The following is a 22,630-nucleotide window of genomic DNA, read 5'->3' on the forward strand; positions in this document are numbered from 1 at the left end:
TGGTGGACTGTCCGGGTGCGAAACGACTCGGAAGAGAACGGGCGCGGCGCCGAGGGCGAACGGCCGCAGCCCCCCAGCCCGTTGCTGCCGGTCCAGGCTCGCCGTGCCGGAGCCTGGTGTCTGGTGGTCCTGCTGATCGCGGCCGTGGTGGCCCTCGGGGTCTGGCTGTGCGTCGAGCTGAGCGCGGCCGTGACGCCCGTACTGCTGGCGCTGCTCGGCAGCGGGCTGCTCGGGCCGCTCTACCGGCGGCTGGTGGCGATGAAGCTCAACCGTTCACTGGCGGCCGGACTGACCTGTGCGGTCCTCGTGGTGGTGGTCGGCGGCGCCGGATACATCGTCGTCAACGCCCTGATCGACACCGGTGACCAGATCATCACCTCGCTCAGGGAAGCCGCCAAGGACCTCTCCCGGCACTTCGGTGCGGCCGGGACGTCGCTCGACGACCTCGCCGCCAGGTCCAAGGAGCTGGTCACCAAGTTCGGGGGCACCGCGGCCTCCGGGCTGCTGGCCGGGGTCAGCGTCGTCGGCCAGGTCCTCGCCGCCTCGATCCTGGCCCTGCTGCTGACCTTCTTCTTCCTGCGCGACTCCGACAAGGCCGTACGCGCCCTGCGGGACTGGGCGCCCGGCAGCTCCGCACCGCAGCTGGAGCGGATGGCCCGCCGTGGCTTCCACAGCATCGAGGGCTTTATGCGCGGCACCACCTTCATCGCGCTGATCGACGCCATCTGCATCACCGTCGGACTGCTGATCCTTCAGGTGCCGGGCGCCATCGGGCTGGGCGCACTGGTCTTCGTCGGCGCCTACATCCCCTACCTCGGTGCCTTCATCTCCGGCGCGGTGGCGATCCTGGTGGCGCTGGCCGACCGGGGCCTGGTGATCGCGCTCTGGGCGCTCGGCGTCGTCCTGGCCGTGCAGGTGCTGGAGGGGCATGTGCTCCAGCCGATGATCCAGAGCCGTACGGTCAAGATGCATCCGGCGACCGTGCTGCTGGCGATCACCGCGGGCGCCGGCGTCGCCGGCATCCTCGGGATGCTGCTGTCCGTACCGCTGACCGCCGCCGTCACCGGCGTGCTCCAGGAGCTGCGGCTGCACTACGCCGCGGGCTCGGACTCCGACGACAGCGGACCCGCCGCCTCCCCCGCCTCCTCGTAGAGCTCGAACCATGTCGACTTGCCGTCGCCGCGCGGATCCACGCCCCACGCCCCGGCCAGCAGCTCCAGCAGCATCAGACCGCGGCCCGAGGACGCCAGTTCACCGGGGCAGCGGCGGTGCGGCAGCTCATCGCTGCTGTCGGCGACATCGACGCGGATACGCCGGGCGCCCCGCTCACCGGTGATCTCGGCGACCAGCAGCGCGTCCCCGTCGGTGTGCAGCAGGACATTGGTGACCATCTCGGAGACCATCAGCACCGCCGAGTCCACCTGGTCCGGGTCGGCCCAGTCGTGCAGCACGTCCCGGACCTGCCGACGCGCCTCGGCTATCCGCTCCGGCTCGGCCTGCGCGACGGAGAGCACGGTGCGCCGGACGGGCTGCGCCGGCAGTCCGCCGGTGCCGACCCCGCAGCCGGCGCCGTCGCGGCGCAGCAGCAGTACGGCGATGTCGTCCTCGCGGCGGTCCACCAGCGGTCCGGTGGTGTGGTGCGACGGCGGCCCGTGCACGGCCTGGACCAGCGCGTCGGCGAGCCGCTCCAGGCTCTCGCCGTCCTCACCGGCCTCGCATGACTCCAGGACGTCGCGCAGTCGCGCCCAGCCGGTCTCCAGATCGTGGCCGCCGGTCTCGATCAGCCCGTCGGTGCACACCATCATGGTCTCGCCGGGTTCCAGGACGAGCCGCGTGGTGGGGTAGTCGGTGTCCGGGACGATGCCCAGCGGCAGCCCGCCCGCGGTGGGCCGGACCAGCATCGTGCCGTCGCTCATCCGGATCGCCGGATCGGGGTGGCCGGCCCGCGCGATGTCCAGCAGTCCCGTCGCCGGATCCACCTCGATGTAGAGGCAGGTCGCGAAGCGCTGGTCCTCGCCGTGCCCGCGAAGCTCGGTCTCGTTGATCCCGGCCAGGAAGCGGGAGGCGCGGGAGAGCACCGCATCGGGGTGATGGCCCTCGGACGCGTAGGCCCGCAGCGCGATCCGCAGCTGTCCCATCAGGCCCGCGGCCCGTACGTCGTGCCCCTGGACATCCCCGATGACCAGGGCGATCCGTCCGGACGGAAGCGGGATCATGTCGTACCAGTCGCCGCCCACCTCCAGTCCGCCGCCGGTCGGGACATAGCGGGCCGCGACCGTCATCCCCGGGATGTCCGGCTGCACCGTCGGCATCATGCTGCGCTGCAGCCCCAGCGCCAGCTCCTGCTGCTCCTCCTGCATACCGGCCCTGGCCAGCGCCTGGGCCAGCATCCGGGCGACGGTGGTCAGCACCGAGCGCTCATCGGGTGTGAACGCCACCGGCTGGGCGAACGCCGCCATCCAGGCGCCGATCGTCCGGCCCGCGTTCACCAGCGGCAGGAACGCCCAGGACGTCCGGCGGAAGCGGGCGGCCAGCGGCCAGGTGGCGGGGTAGCGGCGGCGGTACTCCTCCGGGGTGGGCAGATAGAGGGCCCGGCCGGTACGGACGACCTCGGCGGCCGGATAGTCGGTCGCCAGCGCCATGTCGGCGAACGGCCGCTCATCACCGGAATGGTGTCCGTGGTGGCCGATGACCGACAGCCGGTCGCCCTCGATGCCGAAGACCGCCAGCCCGTCGGGCATGAACCCCGGCATGGACAGTCCGGCCGCGACCCGCAGCACCTCGGCGGTGGACCGGGCCTCGGCCAGCGCCCGGCCCGCGTCCAGCAGGAACGCCTCGCGGGAGCGGCGCCAGTCGCCGGTTATCGGGGTGTGGGCGGCGGAGGTCCCGGGCTGTGGTTCGGGCACCTCCTGGAGGGTGCCGACCAGCTCGAAGTCGCCGTCGACGATCCGTGGGCGGGAGCGGGAGCGGACGATGCGCTGCACCCGCCCGTGCTCGTCCACGATGCGCAGCCGGGCCTCGGCGAGCGTCTTCTCGGCGACCGCGAGCTGGATGATTCCGTTGATCTCGGCGAAGTCGACGGGATGAAAACGGGAGCGCACCGCGGCCTGGGTCAGTTCCACCGGTTCTGCGGGCAGCCCGAGCAGCCGGGCCGCTTCGGCGTCGAGGGTCACCCGATCCGATGCGTGGTCCCAGCGCCACAGTCCGGTCGCGATGGCGGCCAGGAGATCCTCGGTGCGCATTGCCTCACTTTAGGTGTGTTTGGCGAGGCCCGACCAGTGAGCCGGACGTGACCATCGTCCCAGTCGGGATGCCTCGATCCGGTCCTCACGGTGTTGATGCGTATATGTCAATGAAGGCGTACGGGCCGGGACGGTAACCTGGAGCGGTTATGTCAATCCTGGGGTGGCCTTTCGGGTGATCCACGGGGAGAGCGACCGGGCGTGTGAGCCCGTACTCCTTTTCCTCTCCCTCTCCCGACAACTCCTCACCTCGACACTCGCGACGACTTGGATGAGCGATGCATCGGTACCGGTCCCATAACTGCGGCGAGCTCCGAGCCACGGACGTCGACACCGACGTCCGCCTCAGCGGCTGGCTGCACAATCGACGTGACCTGGGCGGCATCCTCTTCATCGATCTGCGCGACCACTACGGTCTGGTCCAGCTCGTCGCCCGCCCCGGCACCCCGGCCAACGAGGCCCTCGGCTCGCTGACCAAGGAGACCGTCGTCCGCATCGACGGCAAGGTCAGCGCGCGCGGTGCCGACAACGTCAACCCCGACCTGCCGACCGGCGAGATCGAGATCGAGGTCTCCGAGGTCGAGGTGCTCGGCGCCGCCGACCAGATCCCCTTCACGATCAACGCGGACGACGGCGTCAACGAGGAGAAGCGCCTCGAGTACCGCTTCCTCGACCTGCGCCGCGAGCGGATGCACCGCAACATCATGCTGCGCACCGCCGTGATCTCCGCCATCCGCCACAAGATGGTGGCCCTCGGCTTCAACGAGATGGCGACCCCGATCCTGTCCGCGACCTCGCCCGAGGGCGCCCGCGACTTCCTGGTCCCCTCCCGTCTGCACGCCGGCAAGTTCTACGCGCTGCCGCAGGCCCCGCAGCAGTTCAAGCAGCTGCTGATGATCGCCGGGTTTGACCGCTACTTCCAGATCGCGCCCTGCTTCCGCGACGAGGACGCCCGTGCGGACCGTTCGCCGGGCGAGTTCTACCAGCTCGACGTCGAGATGAGCTTCGTCGAGCAGGAAGACGTCTTCCAGCCCGTCGAGAAGCTGATGACCGAGCTCTTCACCGAGTTCGGCAACGGCCGCACGGTCACCTCCCCGTTCCCGCGCATCCCGTTCCGCGAGGCGATGCTCAAGTACGGCTCCGACAAGCCGGACCTGCGCGCCGAGCTGGAGCTGGTGGATGTCTCCGACGTCTTCGCGGGCTCCGGCTTCAAGGCCTTCGCCGACAAGCACGTCCGTGCCCTGGCCGTGCCGGACACCGCCGACCAGCCGCGCAAGTTCTTCGACCAGCTGGGCGACTTCGCCGTCCAGCAGGGCGCCAAGGGCCTGGCCTGGGTCCGGGTCGGCGAGGACAACGCGCTGACCGGCCCGATCGCCAAGTTCCTCACCGAGGACGACATCAAGTCGCTGGTCGTCGCCCTGGACCTCAAGCCCGGCCACGCCGTCTTCTTCGGCGCCGGTGAGTTCGACGAGGTCTCCAAGATCATGGGCGCGGTCCGCGTCGAGGTCGCCAAGCGCGCCGGCCACTTCGTCGAGGACGAGTTCCGCTTCTGCTGGATCGTCGACTTCCCGATGTTCGAGAAGGACGAGGACACCGGCAAGATCGAGTTCTCGCACAACCCGTTCTCCATGCCGCAGGGCGGTCTGGAGGCGCTGGAGACCAAGGACCCGCTGGACATCCTCGCCTGGCAGTACGACATCGTCTGCAACGGCACCGAGCTGTCCTCCGGCGCGATCCGTAACCACGAGCCCGAGGTCATGTACAAGGCCTTCGCGATCGCCGGCTACGACAAGGACACGGTCGAGGCCGAGTTCGGCGGCATGCTCCGCGCCTTCAAGTTCGGCGCCCCGCCGCACGGCGGTATCGCCCCCGGCGTCGACCGCATCGTCATGCTGCTGGCCGACGAGCCCAACATCCGCGAGACCATCGCCTTCCCGCTCAACGGCAACGCCCAGGACCTGCTGATGGGCGCCCCGAGCGAGGTCGAGGAGGCACGCCTCAAGGAGCTGCACCTCTCCCTGCGCAAGCCGCAGGCGAAGTAGCCACCGCTGAGGGACAAAGGGCCTCGGACAGGCTGAGGGGCGGCGTTTCACGTGAAACGCCGCCCCGGCCCGTTCGGGGCCCCTGCGCTGTCGGACGGTCAGCGGTGGCCAGACGGTCCCCGGAACGGGCACCGCGCACCGGCCCGCGTGCCCCGACCGCTCCACTCATGTGGCCGTGCCCCGGCGGCGCCCGCACTGTGGTGCCCATGCAGCAAGCCAGCCTCCTCTCCGCTCCGCCCGGCCCGGGGCCGAGGGCCCGCGTCACGCGTTCCGTTGCGGCCCCTGACCTGTGGTGGCTCCTCGCCGTGGCCGCCGCCTTCACCGCCCTCCTGGTCCACTCCGCCCTGACCACCCCCGGTCTGGGCTGGGACGAGACGGTGTACGTCAGCCAGGTCGACCGCCATACGCCGGCCGCGTTCTTCAGCGCCCCGCGCGCCCGCGGCGTCAGCTTCCTCCTCGCCCCGGCCGCCGTGCTGACGACCTCGGCCACCGCGCTGCACTGCTACCTGGCGGTGCTCTCCGGCGCCGGGCTCCTGCTCAGCCTGTGCGTCTGGCGGCGGCTGCTGCCGGCCCCCGTACCGGCCCTGGGCGGCGCGCTGTTCGCCGGTCTGTGGATCACGCTCTTCTACGGCCCGCAGGCGATGCCCAACCTGTGGGTCGCCTACGCCGCGCTCGTCGCCACCGGCTGCTTCCTGCGCGCCGTACGGCAGCGGTCCCGGCAACTGGCCCCCCGCGCCGGCCGGGGCGCGGCGGCCGGACTCGCCGTCGCGGTGGCGGTGGCCGCGCTGATGCGTCCCACCGACGCCGTCTGGCTGACCGTTCCGCTCTTCGCCGCGGCGCTGTGCGTCCCGTCATGGCGGCGCCCCGCCGTGCTGCTGGCGCTGCCCGCCGGGCTGGCCCTGGGGTGCGCGGAGTGGGTCGCTGAGGCGTATCTGTCGTACGGCGGGCTGGTGGCGCGGCTGCGGGAGGCGGCGCGCATCCAGGGCGGCCTCGGCTGGCATCTGTCCTTCGACGACCATGCCCGGTCCCTCCAGGGCAAGACGCTGTGCCGCCCCTGCCAGCTCGCCTGGGACCACCCGGTGACGGCGGTGTGGTGGTTCCTGCTGCCGCTGGCGGTCATCGGGGCGGTGTGGGTGGCACTGCGGTCCCGTGAGTCCGGCGGCGCGCTGCACCGGTACGGCCCGGCGTGGGCGTCCGCGGAGCGCGGCGGCGGTCCGCAGCCGCTCGGGCTGGCGCCCGTCCGGCCGGGCAGCCGCGAACCGTCCGGTGAGCCGGGCGGCCACGGTCCGGTGTGGCCCGCGGTGCGGCTGCGCGACCCCGTCGGTCCGCTGCACCGCAACGGACCTGCTCCGCTCGTCGTCCCGGCCCTGGCCGGTCTCTGTCTCGCCGCCCCCTACCTGCTGACGGTGGATTACGCGGCCCCGCGCTTCCTGCTGCCCGCGTACGCCCTGCTGCTGATGCCGGCCGCGTGGTTCCTGTACTGGCTGACCCGGCTGCCGCGCCGCCGGCACGCCTGGGCGGTGGCCGCCCTCGTCCTCGTCCTGATGGGCCATGAGGTCATCCAGCTGGCGATCCTGCACAAGATGGAGCAGAGCACGGTACGCGCCCAGAACGGCCTCGGCCGGATCTCCGGGACGCTGCGCCGGGCCGGTCTGCGGCCGCCCTGTGTGGTGAGCGGCGAGGAGGCGGTACGGGTGGCGTACCAGGCGGGCTGTGCGTCCCGGCAGCCCGAGGGCCATGACGCCGGTATCACCCCCGCGGGCCTGGCCCGGCTGGCCAGGACCCGGCCCGCCGCCGTCCTGGTCATGGGCCGTAAGCCACCGGCCTACGCCCGTGGCTGGCGCCCGGTCCCGCTGCCGCCGATGCCGGGCATGGAATCCCTGCACGCCTTTGTGTCCCCGCCGACCCGGCCCTGAGCCCGATCCAGCCCTGAGCCCGGCCCGGCCCTGAGCCCGCCGCGGCCGGGGCCCGCACAGGCGCGCGCCCGCCCGGCCTCGAAGGCCGGACGGGCGCGCGCCGGGCTTGCTGTCTCCCGGCCGCGGAGAAAGTCCGCGGTCAGGAGGGGATTGCTACTGCTCCGTGCCGCCGAAGCGCTCGCGGTAGGCCTCCAGGTCGTCCTCGGTGATCTTCGCGAAGAGCACCGGCGGGACCGTGAAGGGCGTGCCGGCCGGCACCGAGGCCAGCGCCTTCGCCTCCTCCTGGGAGACCCACACCGCCGTGTCGTTCTCCAGCGCGAAGGCGCCCCGCATCGCCTTGGCCGACGACGGAATGAACGGCTCGGAGACGATCGCGTACAGATGGATCAGGTTCATCGCCGTACGCAGCGTCAGGGCGGCGGCGTCCTTGTCGGTCTTGATCTCCAGCCATGGGGCCTTCTCCTCCAGGTAGGAGTTGCCCGCGCTCCACAGGGCGCGCAGCGACGCCGCGGCCTTGCGGAACTGCAGGGCCTCCATGTGGCCCTCGTACTCCGCCAGCAGCCCGGCGATCTCCTCGCCCAGCTTCTGCTCCGCGGCACCGGCCTCGGCGCCCGCGGGAACCTCGTCACCGAACCGCTTCCGGGAGAACGACAGCACCCGGTTGACGAAGTTGCCGAGCGTGTCCGCCAGGTCCTTGTTGACCGAGGCCGAGAACAGCTCCCAGGTGAAGGAGGTGTCGTCCGACTCCGGGGCGTTGGCGATCAGGAAGTAGCGCCAGTAGTCGGCCGGCAGCAGCTCCAATGCCGCGTCCGTGAAGATGCCGCGCCGCTGGGAGGTGGAGAACTTCCCGCCGTAGTAGTTGAGCCAGTTGAAGGCCTTGAGGAAGTCGACCTTCTTCCACGGCTCGCGGGTCCCCAGCTGCGTCGCCGGGAACATCACGGAGTGGAACGGCACATTGTCCTTGGCCATGAACTCCGTGTACCGGACGTCATCGGCCTCGTACCACCACGACTTCCAGTCGCGGTTCTCCGGGTCGACGTCCGCCCACTCCTTCGTCGAGCCGATGTACTCGATCGGCGCGTCGAACCACACGTAGAAGACCTTGCCCTCGGCCGCCAGCTCCGGCCACACATCGGCCGGCACCGGAACACCCCAGTCCAGGTCACGGGTGATCGCCCGGTCCTGGAGGCCTTCCGTCAGCCACTTGTGCGCGATGGACGAGGCCAGCGTTGGCCAGTCCTTGCTGCCGTTGCCTTCCAGCCAGCCCTCGACCTCGTTCTGCAGCTTCGACTGGAGCAGGAAGAGGTGCTTGGTCTCCCGCACCTCCAGCTCGCCGCTGCCGCTGATCGCCGAGCGGGCGTCGATCAGATCGGTCGGGTCGAGCACCCGGGTGCAGTTCTCGCACTGGTCGCCGCGCGCCTTGTCGTAGCCGCAGTGCGGACACGTGCCGACGATGTAGCGGTCCGGCAGGAAGCGGTCGTCGGCGATCGAGAAGACCTGGCGGATCGCCCGCTCCTCGATGAAGCCGTTCTCGTGCAGCTTGCGCGCGAAGTGTTGCGTCAGCTCCACGTTCTCCCGCGACGAGCTCCGCCCGAAGTAGTCGAATTCGAGGCCGAAGCCCTCGTAGATCGCCTTCTGCTTGTCGTGCTGCTCGGCACAGAACGCGTCGACCGACTGCCCCGCGTCCTTCGCCGCCAGCTCGGCGGGGGTCCCGTGCTCGTCCGTCGCGCAGATGTAGAGCACATCGTGCCCGCGCTGCCGCATATACCGGGCATAGACATCGGCCGGGAGCATGGACCCCACCATGTTGCCCAGGTGCTTGATCCCGTTGATATACGGAAGGGCGCTGGTGATGAGGTGTCGAGCCATTGCCGGCTGCTCCCAAGTCGCTACGGTGAGTGAGGATTTGCTTTACGGAACGTCAATATCGTACTGGACGGGCCAGGGGTGACCGCGCGGGTTTTCCGGCGGTGGACGAGGCCCTGCTCACCCCGCCCGCCGCCCGCTCTCACACGGCCGCGTCCGCCGACTCGGCGCTGTCCCCCGCCGGGGTCCGGCCGTGCTTCGGCGCCCGGCCGTTGACCATGAGTCCGGCGACGAGCGCGGCGAGCAGCATGATCACCGACGCCACCCCGATGGCGACGGTGAAGCCGTGCACCACTCCGTCCTTCACGACCTGGTCCCGCACCGCCGGGGTGAGCCCGAGCCCGCCGCCCTTCCGGGCCGCGTCCGCCAGGTGATCCGTGATGAACACCGCACTCGTCGAGGTGGCGATCGTGTTCAGCAGCGCCGTACCGATCGAACCACCCACCTGCTGCGCCGTGTTGACCGTCGCGGACGTGACGCCGGAGTCGTGCGGGGCCACGCCGGACGTGGCCGTCGCCATCACCGGCATGAAGATCAGGCCCATCCCGAGCCCGACGAGCAGCATGGCCGGCAGTACATGCGACACATATGCGGGCAGGGCGGTCAGATGCGTCAGGGTGAAGAGCCCCGCGGCGGCGAGCAGCGCGCCCGGGACCATCAGGAACCGCGGCGGGATCCGGTGCAGCAGCCGCGCCGAGATCTGGGTCGAGCCGACCACGATCGCCGCCACCATCGGGAGGAAGGCCATCCCGGTCCTGACCGGTGAATAGCCGAGCACGGTCTGCAGGTAGTAGGTCATGAACAGGAACATCCCGAACATCGCGATGACCGCCAGCCCCATGGTCAGGAAGGCGCCCCCGCGATTCCGGTCCCGCACGATGTGCAGCGGCAGCAGGGGGTGCGGCGCCCGCGTCTGCCACCACGCAAAGACGGCCAGCAGCACCGCACCGCCCACCAGCAGGCCGATGACCAGCCCGTCACCCCACCCCCGTGGCTGCGCCTCACTGCACCCGTAAACGATCGCGACCAGACCGCCGCAGCCCAGCACCGCACCCGGAACGTCCAGGTGAACGCGGCCCCGCTCCGTCTTGTCGTGCAGAAACACCGCGGCCCCCACGAAGGCGATCACCGCGATCGGCACATTCACATACAGACACCAGCGCCAGTCCAGGTACTCGGTCAGCAGCCCGCCGGCGATCAGTCCGATGGCCGCGCCACCGCCCGCGATGGCCCCGTAGATCCCGAAGGCCTTGCTCCGCTCCTTCCCGATGGTGAACGTCGTGGTGAGCAGCGACAGCGCGGACGGGGCCAGCAGCGCCCCGAAGGCACCCTGCAGCGCCCGCGCCCCGAACAGCAGCCCGGACCCGGTGGCCGCACCGCCCAGCCCCGACGCGACCGCGAACCCGACCAGCCCGATCATGAACGTCCGCTTCCGCCCCACCAGGTCGGCGATCCGCCCGCCGAGGAGCAGCAGCCCGCCGAACGCCAGCGTGTACGCGGTGATCACCCACTGCCGGTTGGCGTCCGACATCCCCAGATCCCGCTGGGCCGACGGCAGCGCGATGTTCACGATGGTCGCGTCCAGCACCACCATCAGCTGCGCAATCGCAATCACCACAAGGCCCCACCAGCGCCGCGGATCCGGCTTCGTGGGCGTGGCCCAACGGGGAGTGCCGGTCCTGGGAGGGCGAGCTGGGCCTCCCTCTTGGCTCGCGTCACTCATCACGGCCCGCCTCGCTCGGCTGGTACGGCCACCCCGGCCACCCGCCGCCCACCCCGGAGCAACCGGATCAAACGGAGCGCTTCACCCATTCAGCGTAGGTAGGGGCGCGGGGCCTCGCCTCTTGTGGTGTGCGTCGGCGCGGTGGTCAGGGGGCACGCACGACGGCGGCCGCGGCCGGGCCCGTGGGAGCCCGGCCGCGGCCGGTGAGGTGTCGGGTGTGGTGGAGGTACGGGTGGTCAGCTGTCCTTGAGGACGCCGGCCGTGCGGGCCTCGGCGAGCCACTCGGGGAACTCGACCATCAGCTGCTGGTAGAGCGCGTCGTGGGAGAGGCTGCGCGGGTCGCGGCCGGCGTGGAAGAAGCCGGCGTTGTCGACGGCGCGCTTCTCCGGGACGGCCAGGTCGTCCAGCTTGCGGAGGAAGTCGAAGCCCTTGGCGTCCGGGTCACCGAAGCCGATGAACTGCCAGAAGATGGGGAGTCCGGCCGCCTCGCAGAGGGCCTTCTCGGCGGCCGGCTTGGAGGTCGGGGCGCCGTCGGTCTGGAAGATGACGAAGGCCGGGGCGGTGGCGCCGGACTTCTTGTAGTGCTCGACGACCGCGTTGATGGCCCAGTGGTAGTTCGTACGGCCCATGTGGCCCAGGCCGGAGTGCAGTTCCTCGATGCGGCCCTCGTAGTTGGTGAGGTCGATCTCGGCGGTGCCGTCGATGTCGGTGGAGAAGAAGATGACCGGGACGGTGGCGTCGTCGTCGAGGTGCGCGGAGAGGCCGAGGGCCTGCTCGGCGAGGTTCTGGACGGTGCCGTCCTTGTAGTAGTTGCGCATCGAGCCGGAGCGGTCCAGGACCAGGTAGACGGCGGCGCGCTGGGTGGCGAGGCCGTGCTTGTCCAGGGTGCTGCCCGCGGACTTGTAGAGGCTGACCAGGGCGGGGGCGACGGAGGGCAGCGAGGCCGCGGCGGCGGGGGCGGTGACGGAAGCGGTGCCGGCCTCGGGCTCGGCCTGGGGCTCGGCCTCGGGCTGGTCCGCTGCCGGCTGGTCGGCCTCCGGCGCTGCGGCCTTCGGCTCGGCCGTCTTGGGCTCCGCGGCCTTCGGCTCGTCCTTGGGCTGCTCGGCCGCGGGCTTCGCCTCAGCCTCCGGTGCCGGTGCCGGTTCCGGCGTGGCCTCGGGCTCGGTGGTGGGCTGCGCCTCCGCCGCCACGGGTTCCGGCTTCGCCTCGGCCTCGGGCTCCGGCTGCTGTACGGGCTCCGGCTCGGCCGCCGCCTTCTTGCCCGCCGCCGACTCCGCCGCCGGGTCGGACGCGGGCTCCGCGACCGCCTCGGGCTCTGCGTCCGCCTCGGGCTCCGCGACGGCCTTGGCCTCGGGCTCCGCGACGGCCTTGGCCTCGGGCTCCGCGACGGCCTTCGCGACCGCCTCGGCCTCAGGCTCAGCGACCGCCTCCACCTCGGGCTCCGCGACGGCCTTGATCTCGGGCTCGGCCGCCGGCTCCGCCTTCGCCTCGGCCGCCACCTCGGGCTCCGGTCCGGCGGAGTCGGCGGCGGGCTCGGCGGTGGCCGTCGGTGCCGGGTTCGGGTTGTCGAAGGCCTGGCTCACGAGATCGGCGACGGCGTCGTCCTGGGCCGCAGCCGCCTCCTTGGCCGGGCCCGCCTCGGGCTCCTTGGCCTCCTCGACCGCTTCGACGGCCTCGGCCGGGGCCGACGGCGTGGCCGTCGTGGCGGCGTCCGACGCGGGTTCGGCCGCGGCCCGGTCCGCACGGTCCGCGCGGCTGCCCTGCGCGGGCAGCGTTGCGGTGGTCGGAGCCGGGTCCGCGACGGGGGCCTCCGAGGGGGCCGTCCGGGCGGCCGGAACCTCGGCTTCCGGGGTGGCGGGGGCCGGTGTGGACTCCTCGCGGGCCTCCGGGATGGTCGCGGACTCCGGCTTGTCGGCGCCGCTCGGGGCCGCGCCGGTTTCTTCACGGGTCGCCTTGGAGCGACCGAAAGCGTTGCGCAGCAGACTCCGAATGCCCATCGGCGAACCTCTCTTGCGTGTGCTGGGTGCGGCGTATGTCCGTGAAGCACAGACATGTCCCTGACCAGGACGGATACGTAAGCGTAGCGGCCGGGACCGGCCTCATCGTGGGACCCCGCGCCTTGTGTGGTGGGCCATCCGGGGGCTGTGGCGGGGTAAAGGGTTTCGGCCGGGGTGCCGGAGTCCCGCCGAGAAGACATCGGTCCTGCGTACGAGGTTGATCATCAGTGTGAACACCACCGCGGCGCAGGGTCCCGTGCGGGATTTTCGATACCGGACTGAATCCTTCCCGCGATCTGCGCCGCCGTCGTACCTGCCGTTTTGACCTTCCCTGGATCCGGGATTGACCCCTCGTACGGTGCCGCGCGGGCCTGCCGTACCCCCGGATTCACCGTCTGTTCATGTTTGCGTCGTCGTGTGGCGGAACGGCCCCCTTAGCGTCGCGGCGAACCATGACCGCGAACCGAACGCTTGCGCTCGAATCCGTTCGACTGCGCTCAAAACCGTTCGACATCGTTCGACACCGCTAAAGAGGGGGAAATGTGCGCAAGTTCCTGCCGTTGATCGGCTCGCATCCTGGTGGGCGTTCGGCCCTGACGTGCCGGTACCGCTGTGGTGACGCCTGTTTTCACGAGACGCCCAATACGAGCGACAACGCCTATGTCGGTGAGGTCATCGCCGGTGCGCTGTCCCGGCGTTCGATGGTGCGGGCCGCCGCGGTCGTGACGGTGGCGGCGGCAGCCGGGGGCGTGGCGGGCGGCGTGGGGGCGCCGGCGGCCGTGGCGGCGCCGGGTCCTGGCCAGGCGTCACGGGGCGGGAAGGGCCACAAGGCGGCGCGCGGGCTGCGGTTCGCCACGGTGGCACCGAATACGGCCGATGCGGTGGTCGTCCCGGAGGGGCATGCCCAGAACATCGTCATCCGGTGGGGCGACCCGATTCTGCGTGGGGCGCCGGCGTTCGACCCGGACCGGCAGTCGGCGAAGGCGCAGGCGGGGCAGTTCGGTTACAACAACGACTACATGGCCGTGCTGGACGTGCCGGGCGAGCGGCACCGGCAGCTGATGGTGATCAACCACGAGTACACCGACGAGCAGCTGATGTTCGCCGGGTACGACGCGGAGGCGCCGACGCGGGAGCAGGCCGAGATCGGCTGGGCGGCACACGGGCTGTCCGTGCTGGTCGTTCAGGAGGAGGGGCACAGCGGGCGGCTGACGGCGGTGTCCCGGCACCGGCTCAACCGGCGGATCACCGGCACCACGCCGTTCGACGTCACCGGCCCCGCGGCGGGCAGCGATCTGCTGAAGACCTCCGCCGATCCCGAGGGGAAGCGGATTCTCGGGACGCTCAACAACTGCGGCGGTGGCATCACGCCGTGGGGAACGGTGCTGTCCGGCGAGGAGAATTTCAACCAGTATTTCGCCAATGGGGGCAGTGTCACCGACCCGACGGCGGCGGCCCGGCTCAAGCGGTACGGCATCACCGGCGGGGCGAGCCAGCGCAAGTGGGAGCGGTTCGACAAGCGCTTCGATGTGGTGCGGGAGCCGAATGAGGCGCACCGGTTCGGATGGGTCGTGGAGATCGATCCCTACGACCCCGAGTCGACGCCGCGGAAGCTGACGGCGCTGGGGCGGTTCAAGCACGAGGCGGCCGAACCGCGCCTGACGGCGGACGGCCGGCCCGTTCTCTACATGGGCGATGACGAGAAGTTCGATTACTTCTACAAGTTCGTCTCCGCCCGGCGGATGAAGCGCGGGACTTCGCGGGCCGCGCGGGAGCACAACCGGACGCTGCTGGACGAGGGGACGCTCTATGCGGCCAAGTTCACCGGTGACAGCGCGGGGGAGATCGACGGGTCGGGCAAGCTGCCGAAGGACGGCGCGTTCGACGGGTCGGGGGAGTGGATTCCGCTGGCGAGCGGTGACACCTCGTATGTGCCGGGAATGACGGCGGAAGAGGTGTACGTCTTCACGCGGATCGCCGCCGACAAGGTGGGTGCCACGAAGATGGACCGGCCGGAGGACGTCGAGCCCAGCCCGCGTACGGGACGGGTCTACATCGCGCTGACCAACAACAGCGACCGGGGGAAGACCGGCAAGGCTCCGGCGGACGAGGTCAATCCGCGCAAGGAGAACAAGCACGGTCAGGTTCTGGAACTGAGCGAGCGGTGCGACGACCCGGCGGCGGACCGTTTCGACTGGCGGCTGTTCCTGGTCTGCGGAGACCCGGAGGACCCGGCTACCTATTTCGGCGGATTCCCCAAGGACCAGGTCAGCCCGATTTCCTGCCCGGACAACATCACCTTTGATGTGCACGGAAATCTGTGGATATCGACCGACGGAAATGCGCTGGGCAGCCATGACGGGCTGTTCGGCGTGGCGACCGCGGGGGAACGGCGGGGCGAGGTCAGGCAGTTCCTGACGGTGCCCACGGGGGCCGAGACCTGCGGGCCGGTCGTGCAGGAGCGGCGGGTGCTGGTCGCCGTGCAGCACCCGGGTGAGGTGGACGGGGCGAGCGTGGAGCGGCCCGCCTCGCAATGGCCCGACGGGGAAGGGGAGTTGGTCCGGCCGTCCGTGGTGAGCGTGTGGCGGAAGGACGGACGGGACATCGGGATGTGAGAGCGGACGGCGACCCCGTGGGGCGGGTACCGGCTCCCCGTCCCACGGGCCGCTGCCCCTCCCGCGGGCCCTGGGCCGGTCCCGCGACGCGCCCGGCGGCTCTCTCCCCGGCCCCCACATCACGCCGCGGAAACGATGTGGCAAGAGCAGGGTAAGAAGTAGGTCGTTCAGGTATCCGATGCGCAGGTGTGCCCGTCTTCTCCGGTGACCATTGTCCTGAGCCGTCCGTTGTGCCTAAGGCGGCCGGTTAAGAAGGCAAGAACCCTTCCGAGGGTGACGGGAGATGTGGGCGCATGGGGCTGACCAGTCAGTCGCTCGAATACACGGTGATCGTGCTGGCGGTGCTCTGTGTGGCCGCCACGGTCTGGCTCTGGCCCCGCCTGGCGCGGCGCGGGGTGGGGGCCGTCCTCGGCAGGCTGGGCGCGATCGTGGTCACCCAGGTGTCGATCGTGTGTGCGCTCGCCCTCGCCGTGAACACCAACTTCGAGTTCTACGGCAACTGGGACGAACTGCTGGGCAACACCGAGGAGGCGCCGGCCTCCGTGAGCCAGGGCGGCGGGCAGTACGCCTCGGTCGGCAACCTGAAGGGCGGGCTGGTCCAGCCGGCCGGTCCGCAGGGGCTCGACCGGGTGACCGGACTGCCCAAGGGGCCCGCGGACCGGGTGGGCAAGGTCGAGTCCGTGAAGATCGTCGGCCGTCGCAGCCGGGCCATCAACCCGGGTTTCGTCTATCTGCCGCCGCAGTATTTCCAGCAGCAGTTCCGCCGGCAGCGGTTCCCCGTCATGGTCGTCATCAGCGGCTACCCCGGCGGGATCATGAACCTTGCGCAGCACCTCCAGGTGCCGCAGAACGCCGGCCGGCTGATCGCGCAGGGCAAGATGCAGCCGACGGTGATCGTGATGGTCCGGCCGACGATCGCCCCGCCGCGCGACACCGAGTGCGTGGACGTGCCGAACGGGCCGCAGGCCGAGACGTTCTTCACCAAGGACCTGCCGGACGCCATGAAGTCGGCCTACCGGGTGGGCCGTGACCCCAGTGCCTGGGGTGCGTTCGGCTACTCGTCCGGCGGTACCTGCTCGCTGCAGCTGGCGATGCGCAACCCGAAGGTCTACACCTCGGCGGTCTCGCTCTCCGGCGACTACGCGATCAAGGACGACCTGACCACCGGCAGCCTCTTCGGCCCCGGTCCGGAGGGCGCCCGGCGCGAGCGGGAGCACGATCTGCTGTGGCGGCTGAAGAACCTCCCCGCGCCGCAGATCTCCGCACTGGTGGCCAGCAGCCGTAAGGGCGAGGCGGATTACGGCGACACCATGAAGTTCCTCCGTGCGGCCAAGTCGCCGATGACGGTCGACTCGATCATCCTGCCGCAGGGCAGCCACCAGTTCACGACCTGGCGGCGTGAGGTCGTGCCGGCCCTGGAGTGGCAGAGCCAGCAGCTGACGTTCCCGCAGGACACCGAGGCCGTGCCGCAGCGCAAGCCGGGTGTGGCGAAGGGCGGCGCCCCGGGACAGCGGAACACGCCGTCCCCGGCACCGTCGTCGACGTCCGACGACAAGGGGCACCGACGGGTGGAGGCGGAGCGCCCCCGGGGGTGAGCCGCGAGTGGACCGAGCAGGGGCGCCGGAGCTGTCCGGCGCCCCTGTTGTGTGCCGTGACGCCCGGCGGCGGGCCGCGGACCGGCTCGTTCCGCATGATCCGGGGTGCCCCGGGTAACCGGAAGTTCCTCGGGCGCACCGCCCGTCACGCACACCGGGGAGTTCTCATGGCGCGTACGCGAGGGGGCGACGAGGCGGCCTGGTCACCGGTGTCCGCGCGGGCCCCGTTGGCCGTCCGGATCCTGCTGCTGGTGCTGGCGTTCGCCGCGATGGTGGCGTTCGCGGCGGCGCTGGCGCGGGTCACGCTGACCCCGTCGGCGGCGTCGGTGCCGCTGACCCACCCCAACCTCCGCCCCGGCGACTCGATCCGGGGCTACCTCGGGCAGCCGCACCTGGCCGACACCGTCAAACAGCTCGGCGGCAACGTGGTGCTGGGCGTGCCGTTCGGGGTGCTGCTGCCGGTGCTGGAGCCGCGGGCCCGGGGGCTGCTGCGGGTGGGCGCGGCCACCACGCTGGTGATGCTGCTGGTGGAGCTGGTGCAGGGGGCGCTGATCACGGGCCGGGCCTTCGACATCGACGATGTGATCCTCAACTGCGCCGGCGCGCTGATCGGCTATCTGCTGCTGGGGCGGTGGCTGGGCCGGGCCGTGCACCCGCGGCGCCGGCACTGGTGGCACCGGCTCAGCGGCAAGGGGACGGCCGGGCCGGCCAAGGCCTCCGGGACCGGGCCGGGATGACGGACGGCGGCTGCGGCACCGGCCGTGGCGCGCGGCCCGTGGCGCGCGCTACGGCCGGTAGACCATCCCCGGCTCCGGCTTCGCCGGGGAGAGCAGCTGGGAGACGGTGACGACCGTGTAGCCGCGCTTCTTCAGCTCCTTGAGGATGCCGGGCACGGCCGGCACGGTCCCCCGGTAGATGTCGTGCAGCAGGATGATGCCGTCGCGCTCGGTCTGTTCGAGCACCCGCTTGGTGATCAGGGCCGAGTCGTTGGTCTGGTAGTCCTTGGCGGTCACGCTCCACAGGACCTGCGCGAGGCCGAGGTCCTTGCTGATCTCGGAGACGCTTCCGTCGGTCCTGCCCTGCGGCGGGCGCATCAGCCGGGGCGCCTTGCCGGTGATCTTGCGGACCGCCTCCTGGAGGCGGGACATCTCGCGCTTGGCCGCATCGGGCGAGATCTCGGTCAGGATCTGGTGCGACCAGGTGTGGTTGGCCAGCTCATGGCCCTCGGCGTCGATCCGCTTCACCTCGGCGGGGCGCTTTTCGACGTGGTTCTTGCCGAGCATGAAGAAGGACGCCCGGACCTTCTCCTTCTTGAGGATGTCCAGCAGGCGGTCGGTGTTCTCGCTGGGGCCCGCGTCGAAGGTGAGCGCGACGCACTTTGCCTTGCGGCAGTCGACGCCGTCACCGGCCGCGCCCCGGGGGGCCTTGGCGTCCTTGCCCGCGGCGAGTGCGGCGTCCTTCTTGGTGACCTCGGCCGCCGGTGCCTCGGCGCGGGCGTCGGCCGGGGCGGTGACGTCGTAGGTGGCGCAGCCGCTGAGGGCCAGAGCCAGGGAGGCGGCCGTCAGCAGCCCGGCCATGGACGTGCGGCGGGCCGCGGATATCGGCTTCGGCATACGGCTCTCTCTTCGGGCTCGGGTGGTCGACAACGAGCCCGTGACCTGCGTTTTTGCGCATGGCAAAGCCGACGCGTACGGGGCGGGGCCGCGTCGCGCCGACCATCGGTGACAGCGGTCGAAGGGACTCCAGGGAACTATACATAGGTAGTACACACCGCGTGTATACGTAAGGTGTGTACGGGGCTGGAGAGGCGAAAGGGGCGGGTGGGAGGCACGGTGATGGAGGCCGTCCGCGCCCACCCCGATCGGACGCGTCCGCCGCGACACCCCGCCCCCGTCGCGGTGGACTCGTACCGTGACCGCACCGCCGCCGGACGACTGCCTGGCGCACAACGACTGGATCTGCGGCGACTACCTGAGCACCCGTCGGCAGATCCTGCTCGACGCGCTCGCCCAGCACCTCCAGCTCACGCTGATCTCGGTGGCGCTCGGGCTGGTGATCGCGGTCCCGCTGGCGCTGCTGGCCCGCCGCAGACGCTGGACGGTCGGGCCGGTGCTCGGCATCACCACCGTGCTCTACACGATCCCGTCGCTGGCGATGTTCTCGCTGCTGCTGCCCCTCTACGGGCTGTCCGCCACCCTCGTGGTGGTCGGCCTCGCGCTGTACTCCCTGACCCTGCTCGTACGGAACATCCTGGCGGGGCTGGACGGGGTCCCCGCCGAGGCCAGGGAGGCTGCCCGGGGCATGGGGTACGGGCCGATGCGCCAACTGCTGACCGTCGAGCTGCCGCTGGCCGTACCGGCGGCGATGGCCGGGCTGAGGATCGCCACGGTCTCGGCGGTCGCGCTCACCACCGTCGGTGCCATCGTCGGATACGGCGGACTGGGCAACCTCATCTACGCCGGGATGAATGCGTTCTTCAAGGCGCAGGTGCTCACCGCGTCCGTGCTCTGTGTGCTGATCGCGGTCGTCCTGGACCTGCTGCTGCTCGGTGTGGAACGGCTGCTCACGCCCTGGCGCCGGGCGGGCCGGCGGGCGAGGGTGCGTTCCCGGGCCGTCGCCGGACCGAAGCGGCCGGCCGCCGCGGCCCCCGGGCAGCGGGTGTGAACACCGTCTCCGCGGTCTGGGGGTGGCTGACCACCGCCGCCAACTGGTCCGGGGAGAACGGTGTCTGGCACCGCCTCGAACAGCACCTCGTGCTCACCTTCGCCTGCCTGGTCATCAGCGCCCTGATCGCGCTGCCGGTCGCCCTGACGCTCGGCCACCTCGGCCGCGGTGGCGCGCTGGCCGTCAACCTCGCCAACATCGGCCGCGCGGTGCCGACCTTCGCGGTACTCGTCCTGCTGCTGCTCACCCCGATTGGACGGCACGGACAGTGGCCGACGATCATCGCGCTCGTGCTGTTCGCCATCCCGCCGCTGCTGACCAACGCGTATGTCGGGATGCGCGAGGTGGACCAGAACGTGGTGCGGGCCGCGCGGGGCATGGGGATGACCGGCGCCCAGCTGGTGTGGCGGGTCGAGGTGCCGCTCGCCTCTCCGCTCGTCCTGACCGGCATCAGGATCGCCGCGGTCCAGCTGGTGGCCACCGCCACGCTCGCCGCGCTGGTGGGCGGCGGCGGGCTCGGCCGGATCATCACCGCGGGCTTCAACCTGGCCAGCACCCCGCAGGTGGTCGCCGGAGCGGTGCTGGTCGCGGTGTTCGCGCTGCTGATGGAGGCCGCCTTCGAGCTGGCGCAGCGGTGGGCACCGGGCCGGGCGGGCGGACGGGTCCGATGAGGGCCGCTGTGGCGGCCGTTGCGGGCGTCGCCGTCATCGGGATCTCGGCCTGCGCCAGTGGCCCCTCGCTGGAGACCCGCTCCGCGATCACCGCCTCCCCCGATGGCAGCCGTGAACTGGTCATCGGCTCGGCCGGCTTCACCGAGAGCGAGCTGCTCGCCCAGATGTACGCGGCGCTGCTCGACCACGCCGGGTACCGGACCCGGGTCGTGACCGTCGGCAACCGGGAGCTGTACGAACCCGCCCTGGAGGTGGGGCAGATCGATGTCGTCCCCGAGTACGCCGCCACCTTCGCGGACTGGCTCCATGCCAAGAACAAGGGCTCCAAGGCGGCGCCGGTGGCCTCGCCCGACATCGGCGCCACCATGGCCGCGCTGCGCCGGCTCGCCGGCCCGCGCGGGCTGACCGTGCTCCCGGCCGGCCGGGCCGTCGACCAGAACGCCTTCGCGGTGAGCGCCTCCTATGCCCGCAAGCACCACCTCAAGACCCTCAGCGATCTGGGCCGCGCCAAGCTTCCGGTCCGTCTGGCCGCGGGCGATGAATGCGTCCAGCGGCCGTTCTGCGCGCCCGGGCTCAAGAAGCGCTACGGGATCCACATCACGGCCATCGATCCGAAGGGCGTCGGCACCACGCCCGCCAAGCAGGCCGTGCAGAACGGGCACGACCAGATGGTGCTGACCACCAGCACCGATGCCACCCTCGACCAGTTCGGTCTGGTGCTGCTCACCGACGACAAGAAGCTGCAGAACGCCGACTATGTCGTCCCCGTCGTCAACCGCGCCCGGGCGGGCGGCGAGCGCCCGGCCGCCGCACTCAACCGCCTGAACAAGGTGCTGACCACCGCCGACCTGGCGTACCTCAACGAGCAGGTGGACAGCTGGCGGCGGCTGCCGGCGGATGTGGCGCGCAACTACCTGGAAGCCGAAGGGCTGTTGCCCAAGGACTGACACCGTGCGGAAGGCGTGGTCCGTGGGGCGGTCCGTGACCGTGCCGATGGCGCGAGCGGTGACATGGCCGGTGTTTCACGTGAAACGCCGCGTGGGGAGGCAGGGCGGGCGTTTCACGTGAAACCCCACCCCTCCCTGCGCCTTCACTCCGTAGGGACCGAGTCCACCTCGGCACGCTCCCGCGGTACCCCCCGCTCGTCCGATCCGATGGTGCGGCGCAGCGCCTCATGGAGCGTGGTCGGGGTGAGGACGCCCAGGAACCGGTGGCCGTCCAGGACCGCGATCCAGCCGGCGTCGTGTTTGAGCATCTCGCTGAAGGCTGCTTTGAGGGTGCCGGTCACCGGCACCCAGGCCTCCATCCGGCGGGCGTGAGAGGCGACCGTGCCCTCCCCGTCCGCCAGCTCCTCGGTGCCGACCCAGCCGTGCAGTGCGCCCTCCTCGTCGAGCACCACCGCCCAGCGGGCGCCCTCGGTCCGCAGCCGGGCCAGGGCGTCCGCGGCGGGTTCGCCGAGCCGGGCGAACGGAGGGCGTTCGAGGTCGCCGCGGTCGATACCGGTGACCGAGAGCTGCTTCAACGCACGGTCGGTACCGATGAATTCGGCGACGTAGGGGGTGGCGGGGGCGCCGAGGACGCTCGCGGGGGTGTCGTACTGCTCGATCCGGCCGGCGCCGTAGACCGCGATCCGGTCGCCGAGCCGGATGGCCTCCTCGATGTCATGGGTGACCAGCAGCACCGTCTTGTGCAGAGTGGCCTGCAGCCGCAGGAATTCCTTCTGCAGCCGGTCGCGGACGACCGGGTCGACCGCGCCGAACGGCTCGTCCATCAGCAGCACGGGCGGATCGGCGGCGAGCGCACGGGCCACCCCGACCCGCTGGCGCTGGCCGCCGGAGAGCTGGTCGGGGTAGCGCGGGCCGTAGACGGCCGGGTCCAGGCCGACCAGATCCAGGAGTTCGGCGGCCCGCTCGCGGGCCTTGGCCTTCTTCCAGCCGGTCAGAAAGGGCACGGTCGCGGTGTTGTCGAGGACGGTGCGGTGCGGGAAGAGACCGGTCTGCTGGATGACATAGCCGATCCCGCGGCGCAGGCTGACCGGGTCGACACCGGCGATGTCCGCACCGTCGACATAGATCCGCCCGTGCGTCGGGTCGATGAGCCGGTTGACCATCATCATGGTCGTCGTCTTGCCGCAGCCGGACGGCCCGACCAGCGTCACCAGTTCCCCCTCGCCGACCTCGAAGGAGAGGCCGTCGACGGCGGTGGTCCCGTCGGGGTAGCGCTTGGTGACGGACTCGAACCGGATCATTGCGTCATTGAATCCCGCGGCCCGCGGCCGGACCCGTCATGCGGGCAATCG

General features: G+C 71.2%; 15 protein-coding genes. 9 read left to right on the top strand and 6 right to left on the bottom strand.

The genetic code is table 11. From position 1 onward, the window contains the following. Positions 1–15: 15 nt before the first annotated feature. Entirely contained in the window at positions 16–1,152 is a 1,137-nt protein-coding gene (locus tag STRNI_RS21905; protein WP_018092741.1) for an AI-2E family transporter, read from the top strand. On the opposite strand, the gene STRNI_RS21910 is transcribed toward STRNI_RS21905, so the two are convergent. Beyond that, entirely contained in the window at positions 1,092–3,242 is a 2,151-nt protein-coding gene (locus STRNI_RS21910) for an ATP-binding SpoIIE family protein phosphatase (RefSeq protein ID WP_018092742.1), read from the bottom strand. The two genes, STRNI_RS21905 and STRNI_RS21910, sit on opposite strands and share 61 nt — an antisense overlap. Before the next feature lie 278 nt (positions 3,243–3,520). Between STRNI_RS21910 and aspS the strand changes: the two genes are divergently transcribed. Together aspS and STRNI_RS21920 are read left to right on the top strand one after the other, a co-directional pair. Next, complete coding sequence (gene aspS / locus STRNI_RS21915) at positions 3,521–5,284, top strand: aspartate--tRNA ligase (RefSeq protein ID WP_018092743.1); 1,764 nt, start codon at positions 3,521–3,523, stop codon at positions 5,282–5,284. A gap of 206 nt (positions 5,285–5,490) precedes the next feature. Next, on the top strand, positions 5,491–7,200 hold the full coding sequence (locus STRNI_RS21920; protein WP_277411850.1) for a hypothetical protein: 1,710 nt from the start codon (positions 5,491–5,493) through the stop codon (positions 7,198–7,200). A gap of 153 nt (positions 7,201–7,353) precedes the next feature. Here the strand turns inward: STRNI_RS21920 and metG are convergent, their stop codons facing one another. The 3 genes from metG to STRNI_RS21935 all read right to left on the bottom strand — a co-directional run bounded on the left by metG (position 7,354) and on the right by STRNI_RS21935 (position 12,786). Continuing rightward, positions 7,354–9,069 carry a methionine--tRNA ligase gene (gene metG, locus STRNI_RS21925; protein WP_277411851.1) on the bottom strand — a complete coding sequence of 572 codons (1,716 nt, stop codon included), beginning with the start codon at positions 9,067–9,069 and terminating at the stop codon, positions 7,354–7,356. A gap of 139 nt (positions 9,070–9,208) precedes the next feature. Beyond that, entirely contained in the window at positions 9,209–10,684 is a 1,476-nt protein-coding gene (locus tag STRNI_RS21930; protein ID WP_148589298.1) for an MFS transporter, read from the bottom strand. A gap of 341 nt (positions 10,685–11,025) precedes the next feature. Continuing rightward, positions 11,026–12,786, bottom strand: a complete 1,761-nt coding sequence (locus STRNI_RS21935; RefSeq protein ID WP_277411853.1) for a VWA domain-containing protein — start codon at positions 12,784–12,786, stop codon at positions 11,026–11,028. A gap of 542 nt (positions 12,787–13,328) precedes the next feature. Between STRNI_RS21935 and STRNI_RS21940 the strand changes: the two genes are divergently transcribed. From STRNI_RS21940 to STRNI_RS21950, 3 genes are all read left to right on the top strand, one after another. Continuing rightward, a complete protein-coding gene (locus tag STRNI_RS21940; protein ID WP_277411854.1) occupies positions 13,329–15,401 on the top strand; it encodes a PhoX family protein in 2,073 nt (690 codons plus the stop codon). 293 nt (positions 15,402–15,694) lie between these two features. After that, the gene (locus STRNI_RS21945; RefSeq protein ID WP_018092749.1) at positions 15,695–16,996 is read left to right on the top strand and encodes an alpha/beta hydrolase; all 1,302 of its coding nucleotides are present in this window, start codon (positions 15,695–15,697) and stop codon (positions 16,994–16,996) included. A gap of 167 nt (positions 16,997–17,163) precedes the next feature. Further along, a complete protein-coding gene (locus STRNI_RS21950) occupies positions 17,164–17,733 on the top strand; it encodes a VanZ family protein (protein WP_174876368.1) in 570 nt (189 codons plus the stop codon). 48 nt (positions 17,734–17,781) lie between these two features. Here STRNI_RS21950 and STRNI_RS21955 read toward each other — a convergent pair whose 3' ends face one another. Beyond that, positions 17,782–18,609, bottom strand: coding sequence for a polysaccharide deacetylase family protein (locus STRNI_RS21955; protein ID WP_274736899.1), 828 nt, complete (start codon positions 18,607–18,609; stop codon positions 17,782–17,784). Positions 18,610–18,907: 298 nt separating this feature from the next. Between STRNI_RS21955 and STRNI_RS21960 the strand changes: the two genes are divergently transcribed. Genes STRNI_RS21960 through STRNI_RS21970 form a run of 3 tightly spaced genes read left to right on the top strand, consistent with a single transcriptional unit; the run spans position 18,908 to position 21,278 of the window. Further along, a complete protein-coding gene (locus STRNI_RS21960) occupies positions 18,908–19,660 on the top strand; it encodes an ABC transporter permease (protein ID WP_148589296.1) in 753 nt (250 codons plus the stop codon). Continuing rightward, positions 19,657–20,331 carry an ABC transporter permease gene (locus STRNI_RS21965; protein ID WP_266438406.1) on the top strand — a complete coding sequence of 225 codons (675 nt, stop codon included), beginning with the start codon at positions 19,657–19,659 and terminating at the stop codon, positions 20,329–20,331. The genes STRNI_RS21960 and STRNI_RS21965 overlap by 4 nt, the downstream gene beginning before the upstream one ends. Continuing rightward, positions 20,328–21,278, top strand: a complete 951-nt coding sequence (locus tag STRNI_RS21970) for an ABC transporter substrate-binding protein (protein ID WP_274736896.1) — start codon at positions 20,328–20,330, stop codon at positions 21,276–21,278. The genes STRNI_RS21965 and STRNI_RS21970 overlap by 4 nt, the downstream gene beginning before the upstream one ends. 143 nt (positions 21,279–21,421) lie before the next feature. Here the strand turns inward: STRNI_RS21970 and STRNI_RS21975 are convergent, their stop codons facing one another. Then, positions 21,422–22,579: a betaine/proline/choline family ABC transporter ATP-binding protein gene (locus STRNI_RS21975; RefSeq protein WP_159487482.1), complete on the bottom strand. Its 1,158-nt coding sequence runs from the start codon at positions 22,577–22,579 to the stop codon at positions 21,422–21,424. Positions 22,580–22,630 lie beyond the last annotated feature (51 nt).

This window comes from Streptomyces nigrescens (assembly GCF_027626975.1).
GTDB classification, from domain to species: domain Bacteria; phylum Actinomycetota; class Actinomycetes; order Streptomycetales; family Streptomycetaceae; genus Streptomyces; species Streptomyces nigrescens.